The following is a 12,427-nucleotide window of genomic DNA, read 5'->3' as shown; positions in this document are numbered from 1 at the left end:
GGATGCGCGGGGCGGCGAGCGTCGCGGTGGCGGCCAGGACGGCGCGGCGGGTCGGGAACATGGCGTGGCCTCCGTGATGCGCCCCGGGGCAGGCAAGGCGCGTGCCGGTCAGGGTAGGGCGTGCGCCAGGACCGCCTCCGTCGGCTCCACTCCCAGGCCAGCGCCGGTCGGCACGGTCCAATGTCCCGCGCGGCAGTCCATGTCGCCGGTGACGAAGGCGCGGCCGCGATCGAAGACGGAGTGCTGGTATTCGTGCCAGGTCGTGCGGGACAGCGTGCTCGCGACCTGCAGGGAAGCTGCCAGGAAAACACCGACGCCGATCGTCGCGTGAGGGGCAACGGCGACGTGGAAGGCGTCGCAGAGGCTACCGATGCGGGCGAATTCGGTGATGCCGGTGCGGCCCATCTCGGGCTGCGCGATGCCCATGCAGCGCCGTTCGAAGCGCGGCAGCCATTCATGGGCGGTGCGGAGTTCCTCGCCGAGCGCGACGGGGACGCCGACGCTGCGTGCGACAAGGGCGACGCCCTCGATGTCCTCCGGCGCGCAGGGAGCCTCGGCGAAGGTGAGGCCATGCGGTTCCATGCGGCGGATCAGGCGGATGGCCTCCGGCGCCGTGTTCTTCCAGTGCAGGTCGGCCATGATGCGCGGTCCCTCGCCGAGGGCGCGGCGAAGGGCGGCGATCTCTGCCTCCGCGCCATCATCGGCGACGACGGCGGCGAACTTCACGGCGGGGAAGCCCTGGGCGATCCAGTGGCGGGCGAGGTCGCAGCGTTCGGGAAGCGTGGCGGCGGGGAGGCCGGAGACGTAGGCGGGGATCGTGTCGTGCCGCCGTCCGCCGAGGAGCGTGGACACCGGCACGCCGAGGCGCTTGCCCAGGATGTCCCAGAGCGCGATGTCCACCGCGGCCAGCGCGTCGAGCCAGAAGCCGCCGAAGTAGCCGCGGACGCGCATGAGGTCGTAGAGCTCGTCGTGGATCGCGGCGGGGGCGGTGGGGTCGTGGCCTTCCAGGATCGGCGCGACGACGTCGGCGATGAGTTCGCGCACGGCGCCGGGGGCGACGATGCCGTAGGTCTCGCCCCAGCCGGTGATGCCGTCGCGGGTGGTGATACGCAGCAGCAGGGAGCGATCGGTCACCGGATAGATCGTGCGGTTACCGCGGCGGACGACGTAGCCCGCGCGGTTCACCGCCTCCCCCGCGCGCAATGGGCCGAGATAGGGCGTGTCGCGCGGGATCTGGATGACGAAGGTTTCGATCCGCTCGATGGCGTCGTTGTTCGCTTTCAGGGACACGGAAGCGGATCCCGAAGGACAGGGCGGGCGGTGGCGAGGAGGTGGCCGATCTCCTCCAGGTCCATTGCGTCGGGCTTCGGTCCCGCGGCGCGGGCATCGGCGCTGTCCAGCAGGCCGCGGCGGCGCAGGACTTCCTTCGTCGCGCGGACGCGGAAGGTCATCTGGTACACCAGCAGGGGCAGGGTCGCGTCATAGATGCGGCGGGCCGTCGCGCGGTCGCCGGACTGCCAGGCGCGCCAGAGGTCCGCATGGGCGTCGGCGATCTCCAGCGCGGGCATGGTGCCGCAGGCGCCCCGGGCCAGTTCGTCCAGCACGAAGCGCGCGCCGGCGCCGCCGAGGACGCCGTCCAGGTGCGGTGCCGCGGCGAGGATGCGCGTGACGTTCTGGCCGCAGGGCAGCGTCTCCTCCTTCACGAACCGGATGGCGGGGACGGCGCGGCAGATTTCGGCGACGGCGTCGGGCGAAAGGCCTGCGCCGTTCGGGGGCGGGGCGTTCTGCAGCATGATCGACAGGCCCGGCACGCCCTCCGCGACCGCGGCGAAGTAGGCGGCCTGCTTCGCGGTGTCCTGCCCCGCGGCGGGCGGGGCCATGACCATGGCGGCGGCGGCCCCCGCTTCACGACCTTCCCGCGCGCGGGCGGCGGCGCGGGCAGGATCGGCGTCGGAGGCGCCGACGATGAAGGGGAGCCGGCCCGCGAGGTGGCGGCCGAGGGCGGCGACCAATCCGGCGCGCTCCTCGGGTAAAAGGGTCTCGACCTCGCTCGCCATGCCCGGAAAGACCACGCCCTGCACGCCGGCACCGACCGCGAAGTCGATCAGCCGGGGGAAGGCGGCCCCGTCCGGCGCGCCGTCCGGGCCGAAGGGGGTCGGCAGGACGGGGAAGACCCCGTGCAGCGATGCGGTCATGCGCGTCCGTTCCCCCGTCTCGCCGCGCCTTGTCTTGTCACGCGGCGCGCGGCGTCCGCAGACTGCCCCGTAAAGGCGGGCGGCGCGACCCGCCCCGGAGGAATCCCGCCCATGCGACATGCCACCCGCCGCGGCCTGCTAGCCGCCGGCGCCGCCCTCCTCGCAAAGCCCGCTCTCGCCCAGGCAAACTGGCCCGACCGGCCCGTGCGGCTCATCGTGCCCTTCCCGCCGGGCGGCGCGGCGGACCTGGTGGGCCGGATGCTCGCCGCGCATTTCGGCACGGCCTTCGGGCGGCCCTTCGTCGTGGAGAACCGGGGCGGCGCGGGGTCCTCCATCGGCGTGGACGCGCTGGCGAAAGCCGCGCCGGACGGGGCCACGATCGGGCTGATCAACATCGCAGCCAACGCCATCCTGCCGGCGGTGCGGCGCCAGCCCCTGCCCTACCGGCCCGTGGATGATTTCGCGCCCGTCGCGAACCTCGCGGTCACGCCGGCGATCGTGCTGGTGAACCCGCAGCGCCTGCCGCAGGTGCGGACCATCCAGGACCTCGTCGCTGCGGCGCGCGTGCGGCCGGAGGAGATCAACTACGGGTCGTCCGGCGTCGGCTCTTCGCTGCATCTCGGAATGGAATTGTTCATGCAGAAGGCGGGGATCCGGATGACGCATATCCCCTTCAACGGCGGCGGGCCGCTTCTCCAGGCGCTGACGGCCGGCACGATCGACGCGTCGCTCGACGTCGCCGCGACGACGGGACAACTGATCCGGGAAGGGCGCATCCGCGCGCTGGCGACCACGGCGCCGCGTCGCCTGCCCGACTACCCCGACCTGCCCGCGCTGAACGAGACCTATCCCGGCGCGGAGCTCGCGTCCTGGCACGGCTTCGCGGCCCCGACGGGAACCCCTGCGCCGGTGATCGGGCGGCTGGCCGCCGAGGCCGCACGCTTCCTCGCGCTGCCGGAGACGGCGGAACGCTACAGGGGCCTGTTCCTCGACCTGCCCGAGCATGCAAATCCCGCGGAGTTCACGGCCTTCATGCAGCGGGAGCTCGAATCGTTCCGCGCGCTGGCGCGCGAGGCGAACATCGTCGTCGATTGACGGCCGCTACCGTCCCGCACGCGGTCGCGGCACGCCGCGGAGGTGGACGAAGCGGTCGCCCTCGATGCGGTAGGCGTGGGCGCCGTTGTCGTCGTCCTCGTTCCGGAGGCCGTTCAGGATCAGCAGGCGGCTGTCCCGACGGAGCTCGACCGGCCCGCCCGGCGCCGGCTCCTCGTCGATGGGGGGTCTGAACCGTGGCGGGCAGGAAGGTGACCCGACCGTTCCGCGTGTTCACCGCCGCCCCCATGACGTACCCCGAGCCGCAGCCCCAGGTCACGACGACGTAGTGTCCCGCGAAGTTCGGGGCCTGCGCCGCCGCGTCGTGCAGCCGGGTGCGGAACATCATCTCCTGCGGCGTGCGGAGGACCACGGGCGCGTTGCGCGCCGGCGGCGTCGCGGCCGGTGGGGAAATCGGCGAAGTCCGGTACGCGGCGTGACGACGGCTGACCGGCGCGGGCGTTCCGTGCGAGGTTGTCGGGGCGTTCGAGCGGCCGGGGCGCGTCCGCGGCCCCGTTGCAGGCCTGGGCCCGCGCCGCCACCCCGGCCTGTGCGCCGGCCGGGTTCGGCAGGACGCTCGCCAGGACGAGGGCGGGGAGGATGAGAGCGCGCATGGACCGGAGCATCGTGTCGGGACGGCCGGACGGCATCGCCGCGCGCGGCCCATCACGTCTCGCGCGTCGCGCGATCCTCGCCGCCCTCCTGGCCTCGCCCGCCCGGGCGCAGGAGCCCTTCGCCGAGGCCGCGAGCCGGCGCCTCGTCCTGAACGGCACGGGCGTGCGGCGCTTCTTCGGGTTCCAGGTGTTCCGCGGATACCTCTACCTCGTTGCGCGGGAGAGCGATGCGGCGCGGATCATCGCCTCGCCGGAACCGAAACTGCTGCGGCTCGTGTATCTCCGCGACGTGGACCGGGGACGCCTCGTCTCGACCTGGGAGGAAGCCTTCGCCACCCATTGCGGCTGCGCCGTCCCGCCCGACTTCCGCGCGCGCTTCCGCGACCTGCGGGAGGGGGAGGTGGAGACTTGGCTCTTCACGCCGGCGGGCGCCGAGGTCCGCTACGGCAACGAGGCACCGGCGCGGGTGCCGGCGGCCGACGCGCCGCGGCTGCTCGCCTACTTCATCGGCGCTGACGCGCCGAGCGACGGGCTGCGGCGCGGGTTGCTGGGCCTGTCCTGAACCAACCGGGCGCGCGGCGGCGCGTTCGCCCCCGCCATGCCCGAGAGTTCCCCCGAGAGTTCCCCCGAGAATTCGGACGACCCGCGCGTGCTCTACGCCGCCGACCGTACCGTGCTGGCGGCGGAGCGCACCTACGCGGCCTGGGTGCGCACGGGCTTGGTCGCGCTGGTCGGCGGCGTCGGGGCCAAGACGACGCTCGGCGGGGTGATCCCGGAATGGCTCATCCTGTTCAACGCGACGCTCCTCGTGCTCTTCGCCGGGTTCTGCTTCGTCGCGGCAGTGTGGCGGAACCTGCATCCGGGCCATGATTCGCCGCGGCGGTCCGACGTGCGGCAGATCCCCCGCGCGCTGCTGGTCGTCGTCAATGGCGGGCTGCTGGTGGTGACGGCCGGCGTTCTGCTGGGCGTCTGGTTCGGGCGGACGGGGGCGAGTAGGCGCGGCTTGGCGTGCCGGGGATTCCGCGGCATCACCTCCCCATCTCGGGGGCGGGTGACAGGCGTGGCGGAAGCACAGGGACGTATCTGCATCGTCGGTCCGGGATCGGTCGGCGGGCTGGTTGCCGCGCGGATCGCGGCGATCAGGCCGGGGCAGGTGCGTGCGCTCGCGCGCGGGGCGACGCTGGGGGCGATCCGCCGCGACGGGCTGCGACTGGATGACGGCGACGGCCAGGTCCGCACGGTGGCGGTGGACGCGTCGGACGATCCCGCTGCCCTCGGACCGCAGGACGTGGTCTTCCTGTGCACGAAGGCCGGCGCGTTGCCCGCGCTGGCGCCCTCCCTCGCGCCGATGATCCACCGGGGCACGGTGCTCGTGCCGATGCTGAACGGCGTGCCCTGGTGGTTCTTCGCGGACTACGGCGGTGCGCTGGAGGGTCGGCGGCTGGAAGCGGTGGATCCGGGCGGCGTCGTCACGGCGCATCTGCCGCCGGGGCAGGTCGTGGGCTGCGTCGTCCACCTCGCGGCGAGCAATCCGGCCCCGGGCTTCGTCCGGCGCACGGCGGCCAACCGGCTGGTCCTCGGCACGGCGACGCCGGACGGGCCGGATGCGGGGCCGGATGCGGGGCCGGTGCGCGACCTGCTGGCACGCGCGGGGTTTGAGGCGGAGGTCGCCTCCGACCTGCGCTACGAGGTCTGGTACAAGCTCTGGGGCAACCTTTCCTTCAACCCGATCTCCGCCCTGACGCGCGCATCAGGCGACCGGATCGGGGCCGATCCGGAGGTGCGTCGCCTCTGCGGGCGGATGATGGAGGAGGCGGGGGCCGTCGCCGCGCGCTTCGGGCTGCGGATCAACTCCACCACCGAGGAGCGGCTGGCGATCGCCGCGCGCCTCGGCGCGTTCCGGACCTCCATGCTGCAGGACACGGAGGCCGGGCGGCCGCTGGAGATCGGCGCGTTGCTCGGCGCGGTCGTCGAGATCGCCGACGCCGTGGGCGAGGACGTTCCGTTCACCCGCGCCGTCTTCGGCCTGGCGCGGCTGCTGAGCGAGGGGCTGGAGCGCGGCTGATCAGCGCGAGGCCTCGAACCCGACCCGCGCCTCGTCGAGCCGCACCTCCTCCAGTCGCAGCGCGTCGCCGTCCAGCCGGAAGCGCAGCGTCGCCCAGCCGCCGGTTGCGCAGCAATTCGCGTCGCCGTCGCGCCAGAGCCGGGTGCGGGCGGTGAGGCGGCGCATGTCGTAATCCACGGGCCCGCGGAGCTCGAGCCCGGCGGGGAGGCGCGCGGCGAGGTCGGATTGCCACCCGTCCAGTCCGACGTCCCGCCAGCCGCCCGGCGTGCGGCGGTACAGGAGTTCGGCGTTGCCGCCCGTGGAACCGCCGCGGCGGCCGGGGATGAGGAGGAGCGGGCCGTCATCGCCCTCGACGAGGCGCGGTGCCTCGTAGGCTGCGCCCTCGAAGGCCCAGGCCAGGGGCGCCCAGGTTCCGTTCTGGGCGGGCGAGAGCAGGACGATTCCCGCGCGGAGGCCATCCCTCTCCGTGCGTCCGGCCTGAACCTGGAACAGCAGGCGTCCGGTGCTCCCTTCCCCGTTCAGGATCCCCGCGGCGGCGACGCGGCAGCCGGAGAGGGCGGCGGAGAAGCAGCGCGTCTCCCAATCCGCCGGGCGCGGGATGCCCGGCGGATGCGGCACGCAGGCGCGCGGGCCCTCGCGGCAGCCGGACCGCCGGCCGGCGGTCCGGACGGCGCGGTCCATGCGGGCAGCCTCAGCCATGTCCTCGGCCTCGCCGGTCAGGCGGGCGATGCGGTCGGCCTCGTCCTCCCCCGGCAGGGCGGCGAGGGCGGAGGCTGTGCGCTGCGCGGCGGTGACGTGGCGCGGGGTGACGGTCGCGAGCGCGGCGGCGGCACCGCGCAGGCCGCGTTCCGCGGCGCAGAGGTCCCGGTTCGCGCCGGGCGGGCAATCCGGGGCCTGGGCCGCGCCCGTTCCCGTGCCGGCGAGCAGGAGGATCAAGGCGAGAAGGCGCATCATCCGCACGGTTCCGGTCGTTCCGGCTCTAGGATAGGCTGGCCCTCTGCGGCACGCCTATGCCCCCGCGCGACGGACGTTCAGCCGAACATCGCGGCCACGTCGCGCTCCGACACCTCCTCCAGCCGCGCGGGCGACCAGCGCGGGGCGTTGTCCTTGTCCACGACGACGGCGCGCACGCCCTCCGCGAAGTCGGGGTGGCGCGTCACGGCGCGGGTCAGGCCGCGTTCCATCTCAAGGCAGGCCGGCAGGTCCATCGTCGCGCCGCGGCGCAGCAGTTCATGGGTGACGGCGAGGGAGGTCGGCGACATGCGCCGGATCGTCGCGGCCTGGGCGGCCGCCCATTCCGTCCCCTCCGCGTCGAGGGCGCCGAGGATTGCAGGCACGGTGACACCCGCGAAGATCCGGTCGATGGCGTCGCGGTTCGCGGTGACCGGGCCAGGCGGGACAGGGGCGGCGAGGCGGTCCACGGCGCCGGCATCGCCGTCCAGCAGCGCGGCGCGGAGTTCGGGCAGGCGGCCCTTCGGGACGAAGTGGGTCACCATGCCCGCCTCCACCGCCTCCGCCCCGCGCAGCCGCGCGCCGGTCAGCGCGAGCCACATGCCGACACCACCGGGCAGCCGCGGCAGGACGTAGGACGTGCCGACGTCCGGAAACAGCGCGATCGCCGTCTCGGGCATCGCGAGCAGCGCGGATTCCGTCACCACGCGGTGCGAGCCGTGAACCGAGACGCCGATGCCGCCGCCCATGCACACGCCGTCGATGAGCGACACCCAGGGCTTCGCGTATTCGGCGATGGCACGGTTCAGCCCGTACTCGCTCGTGAAGAAACGCTCGATCGTCGTGGCGTCGCCGGCGACCGCGGCGTCGCGTATGGCGCGCACGTCGCCGCCGGCGCAGAAGGCGCGGCCGCCCGCGCCCTCCAGCACCACCAGCGACACGGCGGGGTCGTCGCGGAAGCGCGCGGCGGCCTCGGCCATCGCGTCGATCATCGGCTGGTCCAGGGCGTTCAGGGCACGCGGGCGGTTCATGAGGATCGTGCCGGCGCGGCCTTCGATGCGCGCGACCACGCTCTGCTCCGACGAATCCATCCGCCCCTCCGGTGCTGCGCCCGCGTGGCTAGGGCAGATCGGGGCGGGGCGGAAGCGCCGTGGCCACCCCGCCGCGCGGCGACGGCAGGATGGGTCCGTACCGGCGTTGCCGCACCGCCGTTGGCCACCACCATCGCGCGCCACCGTTGCCCGGCACCGTTGACAGGCCGCGCCCGGGTCGCGAAGCCTCGCCCTTCACCGAACCGGACCGGAGGGGCAGGCAGGGCCGTGGCGCGCAGCTTCCTCGCCTTCGGGACCGAGGGGACCGTCTTCGACAAGGCGGCCCCGGCACGGTCCGCGCGCAGCGCGCCGAAGCCGCACCTGGTCCTCGAAGGCGTGGCGTTCACGCCGGCCGGCGGGCGGTGGGGCCGGGCCGCCCCGCCCGCGATCGAATGGCTGGACCTCTCGGTCGGGCGCGGGGAGATCGTGTCGCTCCTCGGCCCGGCGGGCGCGGGCAAGACGGCCTGCCTGCATCTCCTCGCGGGTTTCGTCGCGGCGGATCGCGGGCGGCTGGCGCTCGGCGGGCAGGTGCTGGGCCACCTGCCGCCGGCCGAGCGGAGCATGGGCCTGGTGCCGCGTCCCCTCGCCCTCTTTCCCCGCCTGACGGCGCTGGAGAACGCGGCCTTCCCGCTGGAAGCGCGCGGCATCGGCCGGGCCGAGCGGGAAAGGCGAGCCGCGGAGGCGCTGGCGCGGTTCGGCTTCCGCGACGCGCCGGGCGCGCGTCCCGCCGACCTGCCGGCGGAGGACGCGCTGGCGGTCGCGTCGCCCGGGCGACGGTGCACGGGCCGGAAGCCGTGCTGCTCGATGACCCGCTGGGCGGCCTGCCCGACGCGGCGGCGCGGGCGCCGGCCCTGCGGCGCGCGCTGCGTGAACTGGGCCTGACCGTCCTGCATGCCACGCGCGATCCGGCGGTGGCCTTCGCGCTGTCGGACCGCGTGGCGGTAATGGAGGCGGGCCGGGTGCGGCAGGTCGGGACGCCCCGGGCGCTCTACGACGCCCCGGCGGATGCCGTGGTCGCCGCACTGTCGGGGGAGGCGAACCTGCTGCCCGGCACCGTCTCGTCCCGCGACGACGATTCCTGCGTCCTGCGCCTCGATGGCGGGCTGGAGGCGATCGGGCAGCCGGTCGGCGACCTCGCGCCGGGGGCGCGCGCGATCCTGCTCATCCGGCCGGAGGACGTGGCCGTCGCCGCCCTCTCCGCCGAGGAGATGGGGGAGGACGCCGTGCCCGCCGTGCTGCTCGACGCGGCCTTCGCGGGTGCGGAGGCGCGGCTGCGGCTGCGGCTGGAGGACGGGACGGAGATCCTGGCGCGCCGCCCCGCGCACCTGCCGCTGCCGCAACCGGGCGGCGAGGCGGCGGTGGCCTGGGATGCCGGGACCGCGCGGGTGCTGCCGGAATGAACCGCGTCCCGCGCCGGGCCCTGCCCGCCCTCCTGCTCCCCTCCTTCGGCACGGCGGCGGGTGCCCGCGCGCAGGCGGTGCGGGACCTGACGATCGTGTCCTGGGGCGGCGCCTACCAGGAGGCGCAGCGGGAGGTGTTCTTCCGCCCCTTCCAGCAACGGGCCGGCGTCCGGCTGCTGGAGGAGACCTGGGATGGCGGTCTCGGCGCGCTCCGCACGCGGCTCGCGGCGGGCGTCGCGTCCTGGGACGTCGTGGTGGTGGAGGGCGACGAGCTCGCCCTGGGCTGCGAGGAAGGGCTGTTCGAGCGGCTCGACCCCGCGGCCTTCGGCGGCACCGATCGCTTCGTGCCCGGCGCCGTCCAGCCCTGCGGCCTGGGGGCTGCGACCTACGCCTTCACCCTGTCCTTCGACCGGGCGGCGATGCCCGGGGCGCCGGTCGGCTGGGGCGATTTCTTCGACCTCTCCCGGTTCCCCGGGCGCCGGGCCATGCGGCGTTCGGCCAAGAGCACGCTGGAGATCGCGCTGATGGGTGACGGCGTGCCGCCCGCCGCGGTGTACGGCGAACTCGCGACGGGCGCGGGAACGGACCGCGCCTTCCGGCGGCTGGAGTCCATCCGCGACTGGCTGGCATGGTGGGAGCGCGGCTCGGCGCCGCAGCGGCAACTCGCCGCGGGCGAGGTCGTCATGGCCGTCGCTTACAGCGGGCGCGTCGCCGTCGCCAACCGCGACGCGGGGCGGGACTTCGGGACGGTGTGGCGCGGGGCGATCCGGGCGATGGACTACTGGGCGCTCGCGCGCCAATCCCCGAACCGGGACCGGGCCCTGGAATTCCTGCGCTTCGCCGCAGACCCGGCTGTGCAGGCGGCGCTGCCGCCGCGCATTCCCTATGCCGTCACGGCGCGCGCGGCGCTGGAAGCGTTGCCCGCGGACCTGCGCGCCACGTTGCCGGACGCGCCGGAACGCGCGGCCGAGGGGCTGGGGATGGACGACGCGTTCTGGGCGCGGCACGGCGACCGGCTGTCCCGCCGCTTCGAGGCCTGGCTGGCGCGTTGAACCCCTCGCCGAAGCCCCTGCGAGGGCTGCTGCTGCTGCTCCCGCTGCTGGGGCTGCTGGCGGCCGGCTTCGCCTGGCCCATGGGGCGTTTCCTGTGGAACGCCGTGGCGGAGCGGGACGTCGCGGCCATCCTGCCGCGCACCACCGCGACGCTCGCGGCCTGGGACGGCCGGGGGCTGCCGGAGGACGACGCCTACGCCGCGCTGGCGGAGGACCTGCGTCTCGCCCCGATGCGCGACGGCGGGGCGGCAGCGGTCGCGCGGGCCGCACGGCGCCTGGCGGAGGCCGCACCGGAACTCCGCGCGGCCCTGCCGGAGACGGCGCGGCGGCTGTCGGACAGCCTCGTGCCGCCCGCCGCTTCGGTGCTGCTGGCCCATCCCGCCTGGGGGCGGGCGGAGTCCTGGGCGGCGATCCGCGCGGCGACGGGGCCGGCCGCGGCGGCGCACCTGCTCGCGGCGCTCGACCTGCGGCAGGGCGCGGACGGGGCGGTGCGGGCGATACCGGCCGAGGAGGCGATGCACCGTCCCTCCCTCTGGCGGACGCTGCGGCGGGCGGCGGCGGCGACGGCCCTGGCCGTGCTGCTCGGCGTGCCGCTGTCCCTGCTGATCGCGGCCGCGCCGCCCGGGATCGCCGCGGGGCTGGCTGCCCTGACCCTGCTGCCGTTCCTCGGGGGCGAGGCGGTGCGGGGCGTCGGGTGGTGGTTCATCCTCCAGGGATGGCCGAGGCTGCCGGGGGCGGGGGCGGGGGCGCTTGCGGCGGCGGCCGCCTTCCTGCCCGCGCTCGTCCTGCCCCTCGCGGCGGCGCTGCGCCGTCCCGCCGGAGGTCCGGGGCGTGGCGCGGTCGCTCGGCGCATCGGGGTGGCGGATCTTCCGCCGGGTCCTCTGGCCTTCCGCCCGGCGCGCCTTCTGGGCGGGGGCGGCCGCGGTCTTCGGGCTCTCGGCCGGGGAGTCGCTCGCGCCCTCCCTCCTCTCGTCGGCGCCGGGGCTGGCGGAGCGGATCGCGCGGCATGCCTGGGTGGCGGGCGACCCCGGGCTCTCGGCCGCGACCTCCGTGCTGCTGCTCGCCGTGCTGGCGGCCGCCGCAGGGGCGGCGTGGCTGCTCGCGGGGCGCCGGGGGGGATGAGGTGGGTCCTCGCCCTGCCCGCCCTGGCGCTGGTCCTGGCGCCGGTGGGCGGGCTGGTGGCCGCGGCGGGCCTCCCGCTTCCGGCCGAGGCCGTCGCGGCCCTCGCGCGTGGCATGGGCGTTGCCGTCGCCTCCGCCGCGCTGGCCCTGGCGGTCGGCCTGCCCGCGGGGCTGGCCTTGCGAACGGCTGGGCCTCGGGGGCGGGGGATCGTCCTCGCCCTCCTGGCGCTGCCCTGGCTCGTGCCGGCGGAGGTGCTGGCGCTGGCCGTCGCGCCCGTCGTGGGGCGCGCGGGGGGCGGTGCAGCGGGCGTGATCCTCGCTGGGGCGCTGCTGGCCGCCGGGCCGGTCACGCTGGCGGGCTGGCTCGCCATCCGCGGGGTGGCGGAGGTGGAACTCCGCGTCGCCGCCCTGGCCGGGGCAACGCCGGGGCTGATCCTGCGGCGCCTCCTCCTGCCGCGGCTGGCCCGCGGGGCCGCGATCGGCGCGGCGCTCGGCGGCGCGGCTGCAGCGGGGCAGGCGACGGTCGCGGCGCGGATCGGTCCGCCGGGCTGGCGCGGGCTGCCGGCCGCGTTGCCGGATTGGCTGCGCGATGCTGCGGGGCCGGAGGCTCTGCCGGGCGTCGCCCTCGCCGCGCTGCTCGCGCTGCTTCCGGCCGGCGTCGCTTGCCTGTGCTTCGTGCTCGCGCTGCGCCGGCGCGGGGCCGGTACCGCGGGACGGGAGCCCCACGGCCGACGCGATCCGGCGCGTCCTGAACATCCCCTGCGCCGGGCCGCGACCGCTCCTCACGGGATTGCGCGCGCCGGGAAGCATCCGAGTTGATCTGTGCCGCGTAACGAAGGCAGGCCT

General features: G+C 75.7%; 12 protein-coding genes. 8 read left to right on the top strand and 4 right to left on the bottom strand.

The window, feature by feature from the left end; genetic code table 11:
• Positions 1-108: 108 nt before the first annotated feature.
• Together ACE7GA_RS10310 and ACE7GA_RS10305 are read right to left on the bottom strand one after the other, a co-directional pair.
• Complete coding sequence (locus tag ACE7GA_RS10310; RefSeq protein ID WP_376099095.1) at positions 109-1,290, bottom strand: mandelate racemase/muconate lactonizing enzyme family protein; 1,182 nt, start codon at positions 1,288-1,290, stop codon at positions 109-111.
• A complete protein-coding gene (locus ACE7GA_RS10305) occupies positions 1,281-2,195 on the bottom strand; it encodes a dihydrodipicolinate synthase family protein (RefSeq protein ID WP_376099093.1) in 915 nt (304 codons plus the stop codon). Before ACE7GA_RS10305 ends, ACE7GA_RS10310 begins: the two co-directional genes overlap by 10 nt.
• A gap of 111 nt (positions 2,196-2,306) precedes the next feature.
• Between ACE7GA_RS10305 and ACE7GA_RS10300 the strand changes: the two genes are divergently transcribed.
• The 3 genes from ACE7GA_RS10300 (at position 2,307) to ACE7GA_RS10290 (ending at position 5,966) form a co-directional block, all read left to right on the top strand.
• Positions 2,307-3,290: a Bug family tripartite tricarboxylate transporter substrate binding protein gene (locus tag ACE7GA_RS10300; RefSeq protein WP_376099091.1), complete on the top strand. Its 984-nt coding sequence runs from the start codon at positions 2,307-2,309 to the stop codon at positions 3,288-3,290.
• Positions 3,291-3,899: 609 nt separating this feature from the next.
• Positions 3,900-4,463 (top strand): chalcone isomerase family protein, encoded by a 564-nt coding sequence (locus tag ACE7GA_RS10295; RefSeq protein WP_376099089.1) that lies wholly within the window; start codon positions 3,900-3,902, stop codon positions 4,461-4,463.
• A 36-nt stretch (positions 4,464-4,499) separates the two neighbouring features.
• Complete coding sequence (locus tag ACE7GA_RS10290) at positions 4,500-5,966, top strand: 2-dehydropantoate 2-reductase (RefSeq protein WP_376099087.1); 1,467 nt, start codon at positions 4,500-4,502, stop codon at positions 5,964-5,966.
• On the opposite strand, the gene ACE7GA_RS10285 is transcribed toward ACE7GA_RS10290, so the two are convergent.
• Both ACE7GA_RS10285 and ACE7GA_RS10280 read right to left on the bottom strand, forming a co-directional pair.
• Complete coding sequence (locus ACE7GA_RS10285; protein WP_376099085.1) at positions 5,967-6,917, bottom strand: hypothetical protein; 951 nt, start codon at positions 6,915-6,917, stop codon at positions 5,967-5,969.
• 80 nt (positions 6,918-6,997) lie between these two features.
• Positions 6,998-8,008: an enoyl-CoA hydratase/isomerase family protein gene (locus ACE7GA_RS10280; protein ID WP_376099083.1), complete on the bottom strand. Its 1,011-nt coding sequence runs from the start codon at positions 8,006-8,008 to the stop codon at positions 6,998-7,000.
• Between the two features lie 228 nt (positions 8,009-8,236).
• Here ACE7GA_RS10280 and ACE7GA_RS10275 point away from each other — a divergent pair, with 228 nt between their 5' ends.
• The 5 genes from ACE7GA_RS10275 (at position 8,237) to ACE7GA_RS10255 (ending at position 12,400) form a co-directional block, all read left to right on the top strand.
• Positions 8,237-8,890, top strand: coding sequence for an ATP-binding cassette domain-containing protein (locus ACE7GA_RS10275; RefSeq protein ID WP_376099081.1), 654 nt, complete (start codon positions 8,237-8,239; stop codon positions 8,888-8,890).
• Positions 8,803-9,408: a TOBE domain-containing protein gene (locus tag ACE7GA_RS10270; protein ID WP_376099079.1), complete on the top strand. Its 606-nt coding sequence runs from the start codon at positions 8,803-8,805 to the stop codon at positions 9,406-9,408. Before ACE7GA_RS10275 ends, ACE7GA_RS10270 begins: the two co-directional genes overlap by 88 nt.
• Positions 9,405-10,460, top strand: a complete 1,056-nt coding sequence (locus ACE7GA_RS10265; RefSeq protein WP_376099077.1) for an extracellular solute-binding protein — start codon at positions 9,405-9,407, stop codon at positions 10,458-10,460. The genes ACE7GA_RS10270 and ACE7GA_RS10265 overlap by 4 nt, the downstream gene beginning before the upstream one ends.
• Positions 10,461-11,291: 831 nt before the next feature.
• Positions 11,292-11,582, top strand: coding sequence for an ABC transporter permease subunit (locus ACE7GA_RS10260; protein WP_376099075.1), 291 nt, complete (start codon positions 11,292-11,294; stop codon positions 11,580-11,582).
• A complete protein-coding gene (locus ACE7GA_RS10255; RefSeq protein WP_376099073.1) occupies positions 11,579-12,400 on the top strand; it encodes a hypothetical protein in 822 nt (273 codons plus the stop codon). Before ACE7GA_RS10260 ends, ACE7GA_RS10255 begins: the two co-directional genes overlap by 4 nt.
• Positions 12,401-12,427 lie beyond the last annotated feature (27 nt).

Origin of the sequence: Roseomonas sp. CCTCC AB2023176, assembly GCF_042259275.1 — a bacterium.
GTDB lineage: Bacteria > Pseudomonadota > Alphaproteobacteria > Acetobacterales > Acetobacteraceae > Roseomonas.
This window is presented reverse-complemented; position numbering and strand designations above follow the sequence as displayed.

Coding starts and splice junctions, on each gene's coding strand:
- ACE7GA_RS10305 (WP_376099093.1), bottom strand. CDS start 2,195: ATGACCGCATCGCTGCACGGGGTCTTCCCCGTCCTGCCGACCCCCTTC.
- ACE7GA_RS10300 (WP_376099091.1), top strand. CDS start 2,307: ATGCGACATGCCACCCGCCGCGGCCTGCTAGCCGCCGGCGCCGCCCTC.
- ACE7GA_RS10295 (WP_376099089.1), top strand. CDS start 3,900: ATGGACCGGAGCATCGTGTCGGGACGGCCGGACGGCATCGCCGCGCGC.
- ACE7GA_RS10290 (WP_376099087.1), top strand. CDS start 4,500: ATGCCCGAGAGTTCCCCCGAGAGTTCCCCCGAGAATTCGGACGACCCG.
- ACE7GA_RS10285 (WP_376099085.1), bottom strand. CDS start 6,917: ATGCGCCTTCTCGCCTTGATCCTCCTGCTCGCCGGCACGGGAACGGGC.
- ACE7GA_RS10280 (WP_376099083.1), bottom strand. CDS start 8,008: ATGGATTCGTCGGAGCAGAGCGTGGTCGCGCGCATCGAAGGCCGCGCC.
- ACE7GA_RS10265 (WP_376099077.1), top strand. CDS start 9,405: ATGAACCGCGTCCCGCGCCGGGCCCTGCCCGCCCTCCTGCTCCCCTCC.
- ACE7GA_RS10255 (WP_376099073.1), top strand. CDS start 11,579: ATGAGGTGGGTCCTCGCCCTGCCCGCCCTGGCGCTGGTCCTGGCGCCG.